The following is a 15046-nucleotide window of genomic DNA, read 5'->3' as shown; positions in this document are numbered from 1 at the left end:
ATAGCGTCCGATAGCGCCAGGCGGGGCCCGGCCGGCTCAGGTGGTCTCGTTCTTGCGGTTGCTGTCGAACCGGCGCTCCGCATCGAACAGATGCTGTATCAGCACATGCGAGGTCATGTTCACGCCGATGCCGCCAATCATGGCCGGCAGCAGGTACAGCGCCGTGGACAGCTCCGAGACGAAGATGGCGTTGTCCGACAGCGAAGGCGTCTGCCGCGCCGCCGAGGCCAGGCTTTGCAGCAGGTAGACATCCACCCCCGCCATGGCCACCAGGGCCAGCCCGAACAGCAGCACCGTGGTGCGCGAGATGCTGCGCTTGGCCAGCAGGGCGGCGTAGATGGCGCAGGGAAGAACGACCGAGAAAGCCACCAGGCTCCAGAATCTGGCTTCGGTGAAGACGGTGGTGCTGATGCGCAAGGCATTCATCGGTGCGGTCCTTTCGGACCTTTCGATCCTTGTAGCCGCCCAATATGCCGGGCTTGCGTAAACGCCCGGTGAACGGCAGGCAAACCAGCGGTTCCACATGCAACCAGCCGCGCCGGCCAGCGGCAGCCGACTGCAGGAATCACAAGATCAGGTCCGCCGCACCAGGTAGGCGGGCAGCTGCGTCTCAGGCAGCACGGCCAGCACCTTGGGCTGCAACTGGGCGCGCTGGCCCGCCTGGGCCAGATAGTCCTGCAGCGCCTGCGCTGCCCGCTCGTATTCACCATCCCACAGGGCGTCGATGACCTGCTGGCAGCTCTCGAACAGGGGAGGGTTGGGCGACTGCGGGAACATGCGGTCAAAGGTGCTGTGCGGCATGCAGCAGCTCGAAGGCTTTGCGCACGGGTATGCGGCGGGTGCCGGGCCCCTCCAGCAGCACCAGGCCGGGCACCATCCGCTGCTCGCCGGAGCCGCCGTCGCGCACGCTGCCGCGCGGGATCAGGATCTGGCCGTCGGTGCCCTGCAGATCCTCGGTGGCGGGCAGGCCGGCGTACCAGTAGTCCCATTCACTGGCGCTCAGGTGCTCGCGCGTGCGCAGCGGGCTGGAGATGCAGTAGCCCTGCCGTGCCATCGCGGCACCGGGCCAGCCGGCCGGCGCCTGGGGCGACGGAGGCAATGGCGGAGGTACTCATGGCGTCCTCGCTGGGGTGGGGGCGGCATCAACGGGTGCTCCGTGTTGATCTGTGAAGACAGCCGCTTGCGCCGCTCTAGCGGTCCTTGTGGTCTGCCTCGCCGCACTTCCAGTAGCCCTTGGCGCTCAGCTGGCTGGGTGCGATGCCACGGTCCAGGAAATGCCGCTTCAGCGCACGCATGGCGCCGGACTCGCCCGCCATCCACAGATAGCCGTTGCCCGGCGGCAGCGGCCGGTACATCAGCCGCTGGCACAGCCTCTGCCCGGGCTGGCCCGGCGCGGCGGTGATCCACTCGGTGCGCCAGCGGGCGGCGCTGTCCATGGGCTGGCATTCGCCGTCATCGGTGATTTCCACGTAGGCCTTCACCCGGGCGGAGGCCGGCAGGCATGCCGCGATCGATTGCATGGCCGGCAGCGCGGAGCCATCGCCCGCCAGCATGAGCCAATCGGTGCCGGCCGGCGGGGCGAAGCCGCCGCTGCGCGGGCCGGCAATGGCCACCTGCTCGCCCACGCGGGCCTGGGCTGCCCAGCGCGAGGCGGGGCCATCGCCGCCATGCGCATCAGGGGCCTTCTGGGCCTGGCCCGCCGTGTGCCCGTTCGTGAAGGCATCGCCATGCAGTACCAGGTCGATATCCAGCGTGCCGGCCTGGCGGTCCACGCTGCGCAGCGTGTACGCCCGGCCCTCGCCGGTGGGCAGGAACAGCTTGACCCAGGCGGCGGGCGTAGCCACGGCGGGCGCCCGCGAGAAGGCGGCGATCTGCTCGCCGCCCAGCGTGATGCGGCGCATGCGCGGCGTGACGGATTGCACCTTCACCACGGTGCCCAGCGCGCGTTGCGTGCCGGCGGGGGCATGAAGCGGCTCAGACATGGTTGGCTCCCCGGGCTGCATTCATGCGCAGCAGCAAGGCCACGGCGATGGACAGCGCCACGCTCACGGCGGCGGCGAAGTACACATCTCCCACGCCGGTGACGCTGGCCAGCAGCCCGGCGGCCGGGGCCGTCAATCCCATGGACAGGTCGAAGAAGGCCACATAGGCGCCCATGGCCGCGCCGCGTGCCTGGGGCGGCGCACGGCGGACGGCTTCCACGCCGAAGGCCGGGAAGGCCAACGAGTAGCCGAAGCCGGTGAGTGCCGCTCCCGCATAGGCCCAGGCCGCATCGCCGCCGCCCCAGATCAGCAGCAGGCCGGCGGCTTCCAGCGGAATGCTGGCCAGCGCCACCCGCACGCCGCCCAGCTTGTCAGGCAGATGGCCGAAGAGCAGGCGCGCTCCGATGAAGGCCAGGCCGAAGGCCGTGAAGGCCAGCGAGGCCGCTCCCCAGCCCCGCGATGCGAACAGCAGCGCTGCAAAGGTCGTGATCACGCCGAAGCCCGCGCTGGACAGGGCCAGCCCCAGGCCGGGCAGCCAGACCGTGCCCAGCACCCTGTAGAACGGCGTGCGGCGCTGTGCGGCGGCTGGCGTGGCGCGCAGGCCCCAGACCATGGCCAGGGCGGCCAGCGGCAGCACGATGGTGGCCACGGCAATGCCCGAGAAGCCCCAGACGGCCTGCACCGCCACGCCGGCCGGCGCGCCCGCTGCGTAGGCGCCGTACATGGCAATGCCCACCCAGGCCATCACCTTGCCGGCATGTTGCGGGCCGATCATGCCCATGCCCCAGCTCAGGGCGCCGGTGATGATCAGGCTCTCGGCGCAGCCGAGCATCACGCGGCCGGCGGCCAGCACCCAGACTGCCGCCTGTCCGCCCTCGAAGGCGCGGGACACCAGGTAGGCCAGGCCCGAAGCGGCGGCCAGCAACATCCCCAGCACCACGGCACGCCTGGCACCGCGCGTGTCGGCCAAAGAGCCGGCCCAGGCCCGCGACAGCAGGGCCGCCGCGAACTGGCAGCCCATCACCGTGCCCACCCCCAGCGTGCCCAATCCAAGGGTCTGGCTAAGGTGAAGGGGCAGCACGGGCATGGGCATGCCCAGGCAGAGAAAGCTGACGAAGACCGCCAGCGTCAGCGGCAGCAGCCGCGCGAATGCGTTCACGGGCGGCGATGCGGCCGCAGATGGTGAAATTCCGGAAGACATGTGCACTACCTTTCAAATGCGAGTAAAAGCTCAGATGACATGTCCAGGAGAATATGAGCCATGGCTCGCATTGAAAACTCGCATTCGCAGGCGGCGCAGCGGCAGCCGCCCCAGCCCCGCAAACAGCCACGCCAGGCGCGTTCCCTTGCCACGGTCGAGGCCATTCTGGAGGCCGCGGCTCGCGTTCTTGCAGAACGCGGCTACGCCGCCACCAACACCAATCTGGTGGCCGAGCGTGCAGGCGTGAGCGTGGGTTCGCTCTACCAGTACTTTCCCAACAAGGACTCGCTGATCACGGCCTTGCACGAGCGCCACGCCGCGCAGATGTACGCGGCCATTGCCGCCGTGCTTGCGGCCGAGCGGCCGCAGGGCCTGCAAGGCCATGTGCAGGCCATGGTCCGCGCGCTGCTGGCGGCGCACCGGGTCGAGCCCGATCTGCACCGGGTGCTGGAAAAGGAGTTCCCCTTCTTCGACGCGCCGCGCGAGCAGAGCGTGGCCGACGGTGGCATCTTCCGCCAGGTGCGCCAGCTGCTGGAGCTGCACCGCAGTCAGCTCGTCCACCGCGACCTGGACCTGGCCACCTGGATGCTGCTGCAGACCATGGAGTCCCTGGTGCATGCCGCCGTCATCGATCCGCCGGCCATGTTCACCCCCCAGGCCCTGGAGGATGGCATCGTGCAGGTGCTGATGGGGTATCTGCGAGCGCCTGCCCTGGGTTGAGGATGCAAGGCGCGATTTGGCCGCCAGGTCCTCAGGGCGCGAAGACCTCCGGATCGTCGTGGCGCCAGGCGCCTATGCAGCCGATGAGGCACACCACAAAGCTGGTGATGGAGCCAGCTTCGCCCGCGTCCTCATACTCGGCCACGATGTTGACCTGCGGCTTGCGCCAGGCCAGCAGACGGCCGCCATGGCCCGGTCGCTCGATCCCGTCATCCATTTGCGGCGGCCCAAAAACCGCCACCAGCTCTTCAGGCACGGATTGCATGCTCAGCCCCGAAGGCAGGCTGCCCGCAAATACGGCCCGGATTCTGCTGTCTGCCCCCGGCGCAAGAAAATGCACGGAGCCAATGAGCCAGACATCGCCATCCTCCCAGTCACTTCCCGTCAGCCTGGAAAGTGCCCGAGGTCGATAGACATCGATGCGCAGCGAGGACTTGGCGGACCAGATGATGTCGTCGTCAAAATGGCTCGACGGCCTGGGCATTCGCTTGACACCCAATGGGCCAAGCAGTCGGGCCACTTTGCCGGCGTCATAGGGCTGGCCCAGCATGTCGATGAGTTCTTCGCAAGGGGATTTCATGGGCACGGTGGTGGTTCTCAACAATGGGTGCAATCACGCAATGCCGACAGGCGCGGCCGGCAAGGAGGGTATTCTTTCGGTCCATCATTTCTCGAGCAAGGCAATGTGACATGAGGCCTGGATTTTTGCGTCACCATTACGCGGTCAGACGGCTTGGCATGCTGGCCCTGCTGGCCAGCTTTCCCATTCAATCCCTGTTCACACAGATCTGGTGCGATGCAAGTCTGACCCGTTTCTGGCTTGCCAATGCACTCGTGATGCTGGTGCCGCTGGGCATGCTGGCCTGGCCCAGTTCCTGGCCTTGCCTGGTTTCTGCGGCAACGGTGCTGATTTTCAGTCTGTGGGCCAATGCACAAGAATGCGCGCCCTATGCAGGCGGCGGTGCATCCATGGCCTATGTGGTGGTGTTTCTTTTGGGTTGGCCCATCGCCTTGATCGGTGGAATGGTCATCGGATACGTGACCGTGATTCAGCCAAGACAGCAGAAAATTAACAAGCCTTGATTTGAAACACATAGCGCGCTCATGTCCAAGAAGCCCAAGAAGACTTACAGCGAATACCTGCTCGAACAGCATCCCGAGCTGCACGGGCTGTTCCCTTATTACGAATCGCTTGGTATGGCCGAGCCCGTGCTATGGGCTCTGAGCGAAAGCCGCGGAGAGCCCACCGTGGCAATGGCGGCACTGGTTCACGGGTTGTGCAGCGAGGTGGCGGCCGCCGGAGACAGCCGCTGGCTGGAGCAGTTGCACCAAGGAGATCTGAACGTCAACGAAGGCCCGTTGCTCAGCGATGCGCAGCAGGCGTTGGGCCGCCTGCGCGCGTTGGGCATTGCCGACGAACTGCTGATGCCCCTGGTGCGCGCGGCGCAGGCGCAGGCGGTCAACAACATCGCAGCCATGATCGACATGGGGCCGCAGATCTCCTGTCTGCCCTTGCCGCAAGGCAGGCAAGCGCACTGGCAGTTGTTCGATGTGGACGTCGAAGACGGCGAAACCCCGGGCAAGGGTTTGAGCGGCTTTGCCATCGATGTCCGGCACGTGCTGGTTCGCTAGTGCCGGGCCCAGCCATCACCCTGTTCAGCTTGGGACGCAGCTGCCCGCATCTTCCTCCGGAGGGGTGACACGCCAGAAGAGGGATGGAAAGCCTTCGCCCACCGGCTGGTGTCCGGGCGGCTGCGATGCCGCCAGCTGCAGATGCAGCACGCCGCAGGCATCCACCATGTGCTGCGAAATCCAGGGACTGATGTCCATGCGGCCATCGATCAGCACCAGCGGCTTTTCGCGCAGCTTCAGGGCCAGGGCCTTTGCTTCGGCCGTGGGGCCTGCAATCACGCGGATGTCGCCGCCCAGCGCCTCGCGTGCGGGCCCGGCAAGCGCCTGGCTCAAGGCCTTTGAATCGAAGTTTCTCCAGTGCCGGCTGTTGAGCCGCAGTTCGCTGCGGGCCGATGTCATCTGGGCCACGAGCAGCAGCACCAGCTGCAGGGCCACAAAGCACTTGAGGGCGGTTCTGACCGGGATGCGGGATGGGTGCAGTTTCGATCTCGCAAGCTCCATGGCGACAGGAACGGCCAGCAGCAGAAAAGGCGTTCCCCAGTGCAACTGCAGCGAAGACCCGGCAAAGATGCCGATGGCGCAGGTCAGCACGATGGGCGTGAGGCCGAAGCACAGGATCAGCGCGCGTGATGCGTCGTGGGCATCGCGTGCATCGGGCGCCCCGGCGCTTGGCGATGCATCCTGCGGCGCCGGGGCCGTTTTGCGGTGCAAGGCCATCACCAGTCCCAGCAGCACCCAGGCCAGCAATGCGCGGTTGAACAGCTGGTCGGCAAGCCAGTGCAAGGTATTGAGCAGTCTTGCACCGCCGCCAAGGCTGGCCCCCAGGGAGGACTCGGTGGCGTAGCGGATGGGACCGAAATCGTTCAGGAACAGCCAGTACAGGTGCGGCGAGATGATGGCCAGCGAGATGGCAGCGGCCAGGGCCAGGCCGATGACATGGACCCGCTCGCGCCAGGCTCCGCAAGCGATCCAGAACAGGAACACGGCCACGGCGGCCAGGATCATCTGGTACTTGGCCAGGGCGCCCAGGCCCAGGCAGCAGCCCAGGGCAGCCCACCAGTGCAGTTGCCTGCTGCCCACCGCACGCCACGCCAGCAGGGCGCTGGCCACGAAGAAGGGCATCAGCACGACCTCATGGTTGAAGAAGTGCAGCCGTTCGTTGTAGTAGGTGATGCACAGGGCCGCCAGCAGGGCCAGCGTGGCATGGCGGCTGCCGCGCAAGGTCTGCATCAGCTTCCAGAAGACAAACAGGCCGACCAGCGTGAAGAGCGCGCCCGTCACATAGCTGGTGCGGGCAGACAGTCCGAACAGATTGACCGGCACCGAGAACATCCAGGTCGGCAGCGGTGGATGCTTGTAGTAGCCCCATTCCAGGCTGTGCACCCAGGTCAGCTGTTCGAGGTTGTCCTTGGGTGCCGTGAGACTGGAGCTGTCGATCTGCAGCAGCCAGACCGCCGAAAAGAGCAAGAGGCCGATGAGGACCTTGATGTCCAGGGAAAGCGACGGTGCGGGCATGGCCCGCGGAGCGCTTCGCGTGATCGCGCTCGCTGCTTGTGAGGGGACGGGATGGGTCATAGGAAATGCCAGCGGCGATGACAAGTGCGCTGGCACAGGGGAAATTCCCAGGAAGGCGGTCGAACGGGAGCTTCAGCGTTGGCTACGGACTCTTGGCTTACGCGGGCGCTAGAAGCACGGCAGCTTATGTCTGTTTGGTTAATCCAATGTAAAGACTGTGTGAAGACTGTGTGGAGGCCGTTGCCTGCGGTTCACGGCGGGCTGCGTGGCTGCAGCCGGGGGCGGGGTGCTGAGTGAGCCTGCCTGGTGTGCGATGGACAAGAAAAAAGCGCCTGGGCAGGCGCTTTGTTTCTGATCATCTGGATCTGGCGGAGGCTGTGAGATTCGAACTCACGGACGGTTGCCCGTCGGCAGTTTTCAAGACTGCTGGTTTAAACCACTCACCCAAACCTCCGAAGCTGCGTATTCTAGCCGGGGTTGCGCCGCTCCTGCCGGGGCAGGGGGCGTAAAAAAGGCGCCCCTGTGAAGGGGCGCCTTTTTTGGGTGCGGCGCGGATCAGCCGCGGGCAGCGATGGCCTGGGCTGCGGCCAGGGCCGTCATGTTGACCACGCGGCGCACGGTGGCGGAGGGGGTCAGCACGTGGGCTGCCGCGGCGCCGCCCAGCAGGATGGGGCCGATGGTCGTGCCGTGGCCGCCCGTGGTCTTGAGCACGTTGAACAGGATGTTTGCGGCGTCCAGGTTGGGGCAGATCAGCACGTTGGCCTCGCCGTGCAGCGAGGACTCGAGCAGGGAGCGGTCGCGGATGGCTTCGGACAGGGCGGAGTCGCCGTGCATCTCGCCATCGCATTCCACGTCGGGGTTGGCGGCGGCGAACAGGTCGCGCGCAGCGCGCATCTTCAGCGCCGAGGGGCGGCTGGAGGAGCCGTAGTTGCTGTGCGACAGGAAGGCCACCTTGGGCGGCAGGCCGAAGCGGGCCACTTCCTCGGCCGCCAGGCGGGCGATGTCGGCCAGCTCGGTGGCGTTGGGCGCATCGTTGATGTAGGTGTCGGCGATGAACAGCGTACCGCTGTCCAGCATCACGGCGTTGACGGTGGCGAACTCGCCGGCGCCTTCCTTGAGGCCGAGCACGTCGCGCACATGGGCCAGGTGACTGTCGAACTTGCCGACCAGGCCGCAGAGCATGGCGTCGGCATCGCCCAGGTGGACCATGAGCGCGGCGATCAGCGTGTTGGAGCGGCGCACGGCGGCCTTGGCGGTCTCGGGCGTGACGCCGTTGCGGCCCATCAGGCGGTGGTAGGTTTCCCAGTACTGGCGGAAGCGCGGATCGTCCTCGGGGTTGCAGATCTCCACGTCCTTGCCCAGCACCAGGCGCAGGCCGGCCTTGGCGATGCGGGCCTCGATCACGGCGGGGCGGCCGATCAGGATGGGCTTGGCCAGGCCGTCATCGACGGCGACCTGGGCGGCGCGCAGCACGCGCTCGTCTTCGCCTTCGGCATAGGCCACGCGCTGCTGGTTGGCCTTGGCAGCGGCGAACACCGGACGCATGAACATGCTGGTCTGGTAGACGAAGCGGGTCAGGCTCTCGCGGTAGGCGTCGTAGTCGGCGATGGGGCGGGTGGCGACGCCGGACTCTTCGGCAGCCTTGGCCACGGCCGGCGCGATGCGCAGGATCAGGCGGGTGTCGAAGGGCGTGGGGATCAGGTAGTCGGGGCCGAACTTCAGCTCCTTGCCCTGGTAGGCGGCGGCGACTTCATCGCTGACGTCCTGCTTGGCCAGTGCGGCGATTTCGCGCACGCAGGCCAGCTTCATGGCTTCGGTGATCTTGGTGGCGCCGCAGTCCAGCGCGCCACGGAAGATGTAGGGGAAGCACAGGACGTTGTTGACCTGGTTGGGGTAGTCCGAGCGGCCCGTGGCCATGATGCAGTCAGGGCGCACGGCCTTGGCCAGCTCGGGGCGGATCTCGGGCTCGGGGTTGGCCAGGGCCAGGATGATGGGCTTGTCGGCCATGGTCTTGACCATGTCGGCAGTGAGCACGCCGGGAGCCGAGCAGCCCAGGAAGACGTCGGCATCCTTGACGGCATCGGCCAGGGTGCGGGCGTCCGTCTTTTGCGCGTACTGGGCCTTGGAGGCGTCCAGGCCACCGGGGCGGCCTTCGTAGATCACGCCCTTGGAGTCGCACATGAAGACGTTTTCGCGCTTGACGCCCAGGCCCACCATCACGTTCACGCAGGCGATGGCGGCAGCGCCGGCGCCGGAGACGGCGATCTTGACGTTGCCGATCTGCTTGTCCACCAGCTCCAGGCCGTTGAGCAGGGCGGCGCTGGAGATGATGGCCGTGCCGTGCTGGTCGTCATGGAACACGGGGATGTTCATGCGCTTGGACAGCTCCTGCTCGATGTAGAAGCACTCGGGCGCCTTGATGTCCTCAAGGTTGATGCCGCCCAGCGTGGGTTCGAGCGAGGCGATGATCTCGATCAGCTTGTCCGGATCGCGCTCGGCCAGTTCGATGTCGAACACGTCGACGCCGGCGAACTTCTTGAACAGGCAGCCCTTGCCTTCCATCACCGGCTTGCCGGCCAGCGGGCCGATGTCACCCAGGCCCAGCACGGCCGTGCCGTTGGTGATGACGCCGACCAGGTTGCCGCGCGCCGTGTATTCGGCGGCCAGCGAGGGGTCGGCCTGGATGTCCAGGCAGGGGTAGGCCACGCCGGGCGAATAGGCCAGCGACAGGTCGCGCTGGTTGGACAAGGGCTTGGTGGGCGTGACGGAGATCTTGCCCTTGTTGGGGCTGCGATGGTATTCGCGGGCTGCGTCGCGCAGGGCTTGTTCGGCGTTGGACAGGTTTTGGGTCATACGGGAATTCTCTGCAAATGCTCTCGGAGCTTACCGGATAGCTACAGCCTATGAGGGTCAGGACAGTTTTGCCTCAGGGATTTCGACAACAAGCCCCCTGGCGCCTATGGACGGCAGGGGGCGCACGGCCCGGCGGGTAGGCCGGGCGATTGTTGGGCGTGCCCGCCAGGGCGGGCACTGTTTCATCAGTGGGCGTCTGCCTGGCGTGCGGCCCGGACGGCAGCAGAGGTGTCGCTGCTGGCTCCGTTGAAGAAAATGTTCAATGCCACCGCGGTAATCGAGGCCAGCAGGATACCGGATTCGATCAACGGATGAATGCCGTGGGGCATCCATTGGCGGAAATTCGGCGCCACCAGCGGAATCATGCCCACGCCGATGGACACGGCGACGATCATGGCGTTGTTGCGGTTGGTCTGGAAATCCACGTTGCTCAGGATGCGGATGCCGGTGGAGGCCACCATGCCGAACATCACCAGGCCAGCGCCGCCCAGCACCACGGTGGGCAGGGACTCGACCAGGGCGCCCATCTTGGGCAGCACGCCCAGCACGATCAGGATCACGCCGCCGGCCACGCAGACCCAGCGGCTCTTGACGCCGGTGACGGCGACCAGGCCCACGTTCTGCGAGAAGCTGGTGTAGGGGAAGGTGTTGAAGATGCCGCCGATCAGCGTGCCCAGGCCGTCGGTGCGCAGGCCGCGCGTCAGCTCGTCCTGGCTGATCTTGCGATCGGTCATGTCGCCCAGGGCCAGGAACATGCCGGTGGACTCGATCATCACCACCACCATCACCAGACTCATGGTGAGGATGAGGATGGGGTCGAACACCGGTGTGGCGATCTCGAAGGGCAGCACCATCGTGAACCATTCGGCCTTGGCGACCTTGCTGAAGTCCATCAGGCCCATGGCCACGGACAGCACGCCGCCGATCAGGATGCCCATGAGCACCGAGACGTTGGCCAGGAAGCCCTTGGCAAAGCGCGCGATCAGCAGGATGGACAGCAGCACGATGGCCGAGATGCCCACGCCGGTCAGGTCGCCGTACTTGGGGTTGGGAATGGTGGGCACGACCGCGAAACCCTTGGGCACGGGCGGCAGCGAGGAGCCTGGCGCGCCGGCCGTGGCCTGGGCGTCGGCCAGCCATTTCAGGTGCTCGGGGTTGGGCACGCTGGGAGCGGTGGGGCCGACGGGGTTGCCGAAGATCCAGTTCACGCCCACGCGCATCAGGCTGATGCCGATGACGGCAATGATGGTGCCGGTCACCACGGGCGGGAAAAAGCGCAGCATGCGGCTGATCAGCGGGGCGATGAGGATGGACACGATCCCCGCCCCGATGACCGAGCCGAAGATCAGCCCCGCCCCCGCCGAGCCGCCCGTGCTCTGCGCCATGGACACCATGGGCGCCACGCTGGCGAAGGTCACGCCCATCATCACGGGCAGCTTGATGCCGAACCACTGGGTCGCGCCCATGGCCTGGATCAGCGTGATCAGGCCGCAGCAAAACAGGTCGGCCGAGATCAGGTGGGCCACCTGCTCGGGCGGCAGGTTGAGTGCGCGGCCGACGATCAGGGGCACGGCCACGGCGCCCGCATACATCACGAGAACGTGCTGCAGGCCCAGCGCCGTGAGCTTGCCTGCGGGCAGCATCTCATCGACGGGATGAACGGAAGATTGCATGGGGATTTGTCTCCTCGGGATTTATGGGAACGGACGCCGGCGTGGCAGTGTTCGGCGCCAACATCCATACAAAAAGTGTATACAGATCATGGGAAATTTCTGCTCCCGGTAAACCCTGTTGCGGCAGTCGCGCCAACCCGTTTTGGTGCGCATCGCCTGCCAGGGCGGGAGTGCCATGGTGCATTGCAAGATGGATGCCAGCCGCCTGGCAAGCACCATGCACCGTGCTGGTGCCTGGCGGCCGCTACCGCGCGGCTTGGCGCGGCTTGGGCGCGGCTCGTGCGTGGCTCTGGCGCACGGCATGGGCTGCGGCGGTGCATGCGCCCCGATGCGGTGCCCGGGCGCAAAAAAGCCCGGCGGCGCCGGGCTTGGGTGTCAGGCCTTGATGCGGGCCGTCAGATGGTCAGGCCGTCAGGTCGCACAGCATGCGCGCGATGACCTTGGTGGCGCGGCGCAGGTCCTCCAGCACCAGGCGCTCGTCGGCGCGCTTGGCGTGGGATTCCAGCACGGTGCGCGGGCCGGCGCCGTAGATCACGCCGGGAATGCCGCGCTCCACATACAGGCGCACGTCGGTGTACAGCGGCGTGCCCACGGCCGGGGGCTTTTCGCCGAACACGGCTTCCCCATGGGCCTGGATGGCGTCCACCAGGGGCTTGTTGCCCGCCAGCGGCGTCATGGCATTGGCCAGCAGCAGGCGCTTGATGTCCACGCGCACGGCATCCTCGCCCGTGTAGCCGCCCTTGGCGTTGAAGTCGGCAATGGCCTGGGCGATGACGGCGCGGATGCTGGCCTCGACCTCGGCCGGGTTCTCCTCGGGGATCATGCGGCGGTCGATCTTGAGCACGACCTTGCCGGGCACCACGTTGGTGTTGGTGCCGCCTTCGATGCGGCCGATGTTCAGGTAGGGGTGCTTGATGCCCGGCACCTTGGAGGTCACCTGCTGGTACTTGGTGTTCTCGGCGTACAGCGCATTCATCAGCACCACCGCGGCCTGCAGCGCGTCCACGCCCGTGTGGGGCACGGCGGCGTGGGCCATCTTGCCCTGCACGGTCACTTCCATCTGCAGGCAGCCGTTGTGGGCGGTGACGACTTCGTAGCTGAAGCCGGCCGCGACCATGAGGTCGGGCTTGGTGAGGTTGTTGGCCAGCAGCCAGCCGGGGCCCAGGATGCCGCCGAATTCCTCGTCATAGGTGAAGTGCAGTTCCACCGCGCCCTTGGAGGGCCGGGCCACGGCTTCGAGCGCACGCAGGGCGTAGGTGAAGGTGGCGAAGTCGCTCTTGCTCACGGCGGCGGCGCGGCCGTAGAGCTTGCCGTCCTCGATGGCGGCGCCATAGGGGTCCTGGGTCCAGCCTTCACCGGGCGGCACCACGTCGCCGTGGGCGTTCAGCGCGATGGTCAGGCCGCCGCCGGCGTCACCTGCGCTGCCGTAGGGGCGGCGCACGATCAGGTTGGTGATGGACTCCATGCCGTAGGCCTTGACCTCGGCCTCGGGCACGGTGTGCTTCTCGGCCTCGTAGCCCAGGGTCTTGAGCAGCTCGGCCGTGCGTTCGGCGTGGGGTGCGTTGTTGCCGGGCGGGGTGTCGGTCGGAACCTGGACCAGGGCCTGCAGGAATTGCACCTCTTCATCGAAATGCTGGTCGATCCAGGCGTCCAGGGCGGCGTAGGTGGCTTGCTTGTCTTGGTTCATGTCGGTCATTGCTGCTCTTGGGCCAGCTGGTTCAGTACGTGGGAGAAGGCATCGACGGACAGTTGCATGTCGTCGGCGGTGGAGCTTTCCAGCGGGTTGTGGCTGATGCCGGCGTTCAGGCCGCGCACGAACAGCATGGCCTGGGGCATGATTTCGTGCAGCTTCATGGCGTCGTGGCCGGCGCCGCTGGGCATGCGGTACAGGGGCACGCCCAGGGCGTCCACGGCGGCTTCCCAGCGCTGCTGCCATTCGGGGGCGCTGGGGGCGGCGGCGGCCTTCATGGCCAGCTCGGTGCTGTAGCGCAGGCCGCGGCGCTGGGCGATGGCCTCGATCTCGGCCAGGATGTCGGCCACCATGGCGTCGCGCTGCTCGTTGGTGGGCGCGCGCAGGTCCAGGCTGAACTGGCAGCGGCCGGGAACCACGTTCACCGAGCCGCTGGGCACATTGAGCTGGCCCATGGTGGCCACCGAGGTGCCGTCGCGCGCGGCGCGCTTTTCGATGTACAGCGCCAGCTCGGCCACGCCGCAGGCGGCATCGCGGCGGCGGTCCATGGGCGTGGTGCCGGCGTGGCTGGCCATGCCGATCATCTCGCAGATGTAGCGCGCGCTGCCGTTGATGGAGGTGACGATGCCCAGCGGGATGTCCAGCTCGTTGAGCACCGGGCCCTGTTCGATGTGCACCTCGATGAAGCCCAGGTAGCGGGCCGGATCGCGCTGCAGCTTGGGGATGTCGTCAATGCACAGGCCGGCATGCTGCATGGCCTCGCGCAGGGTGATGCCGTCGGCATCCTTTTGCTCCAGCCATTCCTGCCTGAAGTCGCCGATCAGTGCGCCCGAGCCCAGGAAGGTGGCCTTGTAGCGCTGGCCTTCCTCTTCCGCAAAACCCACGACCTCGATGTGGAACGGCAGGCGCCTGCCCTGGCGGTGCAGCTCGCGCACGCAGGCCATGGGCACGAAGATGCCCAGGCGGCCGTCGTACTTGCCGCCGTTGCGCACGGTGTCGTAGTGGCTGCCGGTCAGCAGGGTCCTGGCGTCCTCGGTGGCCGCCTTGTAGCGGCCCACGACGTTGCCCACGGCGTCGATCTCGACCTCGTCGAAGCCGCAGTCGCGCATCCAGTGGCTGATGCGCTGGGCGCAGGCGCGGTGGGCATCGGTCAGGTAGGTGACGGTGAGCTGGCCCTTTTCGGCATAGCCGGGGTCGCTGTGCTGGGCCAGCTTTTCCTGCCAGTCCCAGACATCGTTGCCCAGCTCGGGCGTATAGCCGAACTTGTCGTTCAGGCGGATCTCGGCAATGCGGTGGATGTTGCGCAGCGCCTCGCCCAGCTCGAAGTCGGGGTGGTTGTGCAGGCGGCGCTCGAAGGTCTCGATGATCTCGGCCTTGGCCAGGCCCGCGCCGCGCGGACCGCGCACGGCCAGGATGAAGGGAAAGCCGAAGCGCTTGCCGTACTCGGCGTTGAGCTTGCGGATGTGCTCCAGCTCCTCGGGCGTGCAGCGCGTCAGGCCGGCCTTGTTCTGCTCGTTGGTGGATTCGGCCGTGAGCGTGTTGGCCTCCATGGCCTTGCCGGCCAGCTCCGGGTGGGCGCGGATCAGGTCGAGCTTGGCCTGCACGGGTGCCTTGTCCAGCACCTGGGCCATGGCGTACTTGATCTGTGCCAGCGAGCGGAAGGGGCGCTGGGCCAGCGCGGCCTCGGCAATCCAGGGCGAGTGTTCGTAGAGGCCGTCGAGCAGACTGGCGGCGGTGGCCAGGTCGGCGGCGTTGAGTTGTTCCAGCGTCAGAGCCATGC

14 protein-coding genes and 1 tRNA gene are annotated in these 15046 nt (G+C 66.9%); 3 read left to right on the top strand and 12 right to left on the bottom strand.

Features of this window, described 5'->3' with window-relative positions:
• Positions 1-36 precede the first annotated feature (36 nt).
• From ACFPFG_RS10120 to ACFPFG_RS10100, 5 genes are all read right to left on the bottom strand, one after another.
• Entirely contained in the window at positions 37-426 is a 390-nt protein-coding gene (locus ACFPFG_RS10120) for a hypothetical protein (RefSeq protein ID WP_380106305.1), read from the bottom strand.
• A 147-nt stretch (positions 427-573) separates the two neighbouring features.
• Positions 574-801, bottom strand: a complete 228-nt coding sequence (locus tag ACFPFG_RS10115; RefSeq protein ID WP_380106303.1) for a hypothetical protein — start codon at positions 799-801, stop codon at positions 574-576.
• Positions 782-1099 carry a hypothetical protein gene (locus ACFPFG_RS10110; RefSeq protein ID WP_232245898.1) on the bottom strand — a complete coding sequence of 106 codons (318 nt, stop codon included), beginning with the start codon at positions 1097-1099 and terminating at the stop codon, positions 782-784. Before ACFPFG_RS10110 ends, ACFPFG_RS10115 begins: the two co-directional genes overlap by 20 nt.
• Positions 1100-1190: 91 nt before the next feature.
• Positions 1191-1982 (bottom strand): siderophore-interacting protein, encoded by a 792-nt coding sequence (locus ACFPFG_RS10105; RefSeq protein ID WP_374618341.1) that lies wholly within the window; start codon positions 1980-1982, stop codon positions 1191-1193.
• Positions 1975-3183, bottom strand: a complete 1209-nt coding sequence (locus tag ACFPFG_RS10100; RefSeq protein WP_380106300.1) for an arabinose transporter — start codon at positions 3181-3183, stop codon at positions 1975-1977. The genes ACFPFG_RS10105 and ACFPFG_RS10100 overlap by 8 nt, the downstream gene beginning before the upstream one ends.
• 60 nt (positions 3184-3243) lie before the next feature.
• Here ACFPFG_RS10100 and ACFPFG_RS10095 point away from each other — a divergent pair, with 60 nt between their 5' ends.
• Complete coding sequence (locus tag ACFPFG_RS10095; protein WP_380106298.1) at positions 3244-3903, top strand: TetR/AcrR family transcriptional regulator; 660 nt, start codon at positions 3244-3246, stop codon at positions 3901-3903.
• Between the two features lie 31 nt (positions 3904-3934).
• Here ACFPFG_RS10095 and ACFPFG_RS10090 read toward each other — a convergent pair whose 3' ends face one another.
• Complete coding sequence (locus ACFPFG_RS10090; protein ID WP_380110257.1) at positions 3935-4483, bottom strand: hypothetical protein; 549 nt, start codon at positions 4481-4483, stop codon at positions 3935-3937.
• 158 nt (positions 4484-4641) lie between these two features.
• On the opposite strand from ACFPFG_RS10090, the gene ACFPFG_RS10085 reads away from it, so the two are divergent.
• Both ACFPFG_RS10085 and ACFPFG_RS10080 read left to right on the top strand, forming a co-directional pair.
• The gene (locus tag ACFPFG_RS10085) at positions 4642-4986 is read left to right on the top strand and encodes a hypothetical protein (RefSeq protein WP_312379754.1); all 345 of its coding nucleotides are present in this window, start codon (positions 4642-4644) and stop codon (positions 4984-4986) included.
• Between the two features lie 21 nt (positions 4987-5007).
• A complete protein-coding gene (locus ACFPFG_RS10080) occupies positions 5008-5535 on the top strand; it encodes a hypothetical protein (RefSeq protein ID WP_197957127.1) in 528 nt (175 codons plus the stop codon).
• A gap of 24 nt (positions 5536-5559) precedes the next feature.
• Here ACFPFG_RS10080 and ACFPFG_RS10075 read toward each other — a convergent pair whose 3' ends face one another.
• The 6 genes from ACFPFG_RS10075 to uraD all read right to left on the bottom strand — a co-directional run bounded on the left by ACFPFG_RS10075 (position 5560) and on the right by uraD (position 15044).
• Entirely contained in the window at positions 5560-7050 is a 1491-nt protein-coding gene (locus ACFPFG_RS10075) for an ArnT family glycosyltransferase (protein WP_380106295.1), read from the bottom strand.
• 366 nt (positions 7051-7416) lie between these two features.
• A tRNA-Ser gene (locus ACFPFG_RS10070) sits at positions 7417-7504 on the bottom strand.
• A gap of 101 nt (positions 7505-7605) precedes the next feature.
• Entirely contained in the window at positions 7606-9903 is a 2298-nt protein-coding gene (locus ACFPFG_RS10065) for an NADP-dependent malic enzyme (protein ID WP_183017638.1), read from the bottom strand.
• A gap of 185 nt (positions 9904-10088) precedes the next feature.
• On the bottom strand, positions 10089-11576 hold the full coding sequence (locus ACFPFG_RS10060; RefSeq protein ID WP_013803717.1) for a nucleobase:cation symporter-2 family protein: 1488 nt from the start codon (positions 11574-11576) through the stop codon (positions 10089-10091).
• A gap of 403 nt (positions 11577-11979) precedes the next feature.
• Positions 11980-13272 (bottom strand): M20 family metallopeptidase, encoded by a 1293-nt coding sequence (locus ACFPFG_RS10055; protein ID WP_380106292.1) that lies wholly within the window; start codon positions 13270-13272, stop codon positions 11980-11982.
• Positions 13269-15044, bottom strand: a complete 1776-nt coding sequence (gene uraD / locus ACFPFG_RS10050) for a 2-oxo-4-hydroxy-4-carboxy-5-ureidoimidazoline decarboxylase (RefSeq protein WP_380106290.1) — start codon at positions 15042-15044, stop codon at positions 13269-13271. Before uraD ends, ACFPFG_RS10055 begins: the two co-directional genes overlap by 4 nt.
• Positions 15045-15046 lie beyond the last annotated feature (2 nt).

This window comes from Delftia deserti (genome assembly GCF_042653485.1).
GTDB classification, from domain to species: domain Bacteria; phylum Pseudomonadota; class Gammaproteobacteria; order Burkholderiales; family Burkholderiaceae_C; genus Comamonas; species Comamonas acidovorans.
Note: the sequence above shows the minus strand (reverse complement) of the source record. Positions and strands in the feature narration are given on the sequence as shown.

Excerpts from the sequence above, each read along its gene's own strand:
- ACFPFG_RS10120 (WP_380106305.1), bottom strand. The coding sequence starts at position 426 with ATGAATGCCTTGCGCATCAGCACCACCGTCTTCACCGAAGCCAGATTC.
- ACFPFG_RS10085 (WP_312379754.1), top strand. The coding sequence starts at position 4,642 with ATGCTGGCCCTGCTGGCCAGCTTTCCCATTCAATCCCTGTTCACACAG.
- uraD (WP_380106290.1), bottom strand. The coding sequence starts at position 15,044 with ATGGCTCTGACGCTGGAACAACTCAACGCCGCCGACCTGGCCACCGCC.
- ACFPFG_RS10075 (WP_380106295.1), bottom strand. The coding sequence starts at position 7,050 with ATGCCCGCACCGTCGCTTTCCCTGGACATCAAGGTCCTCATCGGCCTC.
- ACFPFG_RS10090 (WP_380110257.1), bottom strand. The coding sequence starts at position 4,483 with ATGAAATCCCCTTGCGAAGAACTCATCGACATGCTGGGCCAGCCCTAT.
- ACFPFG_RS10105 (WP_374618341.1), bottom strand. The coding sequence starts at position 1,982 with ATGTCTGAGCCGCTTCATGCCCCCGCCGGCACGCAACGCGCGCTGGGC.
- ACFPFG_RS10065 (WP_183017638.1), bottom strand. The coding sequence starts at position 9,903 with ATGACCCAAAACCTGTCCAACGCCGAACAAGCCCTGCGCGACGCAGCC.
- ACFPFG_RS10055 (WP_380106292.1), bottom strand. The coding sequence starts at position 13,272 with ATGACCGACATGAACCAAGACAAGCAAGCCACCTACGCCGCCCTGGAC.
- ACFPFG_RS10080 (WP_197957127.1), top strand. The coding sequence starts at position 5,008 with ATGTCCAAGAAGCCCAAGAAGACTTACAGCGAATACCTGCTCGAACAG.
- ACFPFG_RS10095 (WP_380106298.1), top strand. The coding sequence starts at position 3,244 with ATGGCTCGCATTGAAAACTCGCATTCGCAGGCGGCGCAGCGGCAGCCG.
- ACFPFG_RS10100 (WP_380106300.1), bottom strand. The coding sequence starts at position 3,183 with ATGTCTTCCGGAATTTCACCATCTGCGGCCGCATCGCCGCCCGTGAAC.
- ACFPFG_RS10115 (WP_380106303.1), bottom strand. The coding sequence starts at position 801 with ATGCCGCACAGCACCTTTGACCGCATGTTCCCGCAGTCGCCCAACCCT.
- ACFPFG_RS10060 (WP_013803717.1), bottom strand. The coding sequence starts at position 11,576 with ATGCAATCTTCCGTTCATCCCGTCGATGAGATGCTGCCCGCAGGCAAG.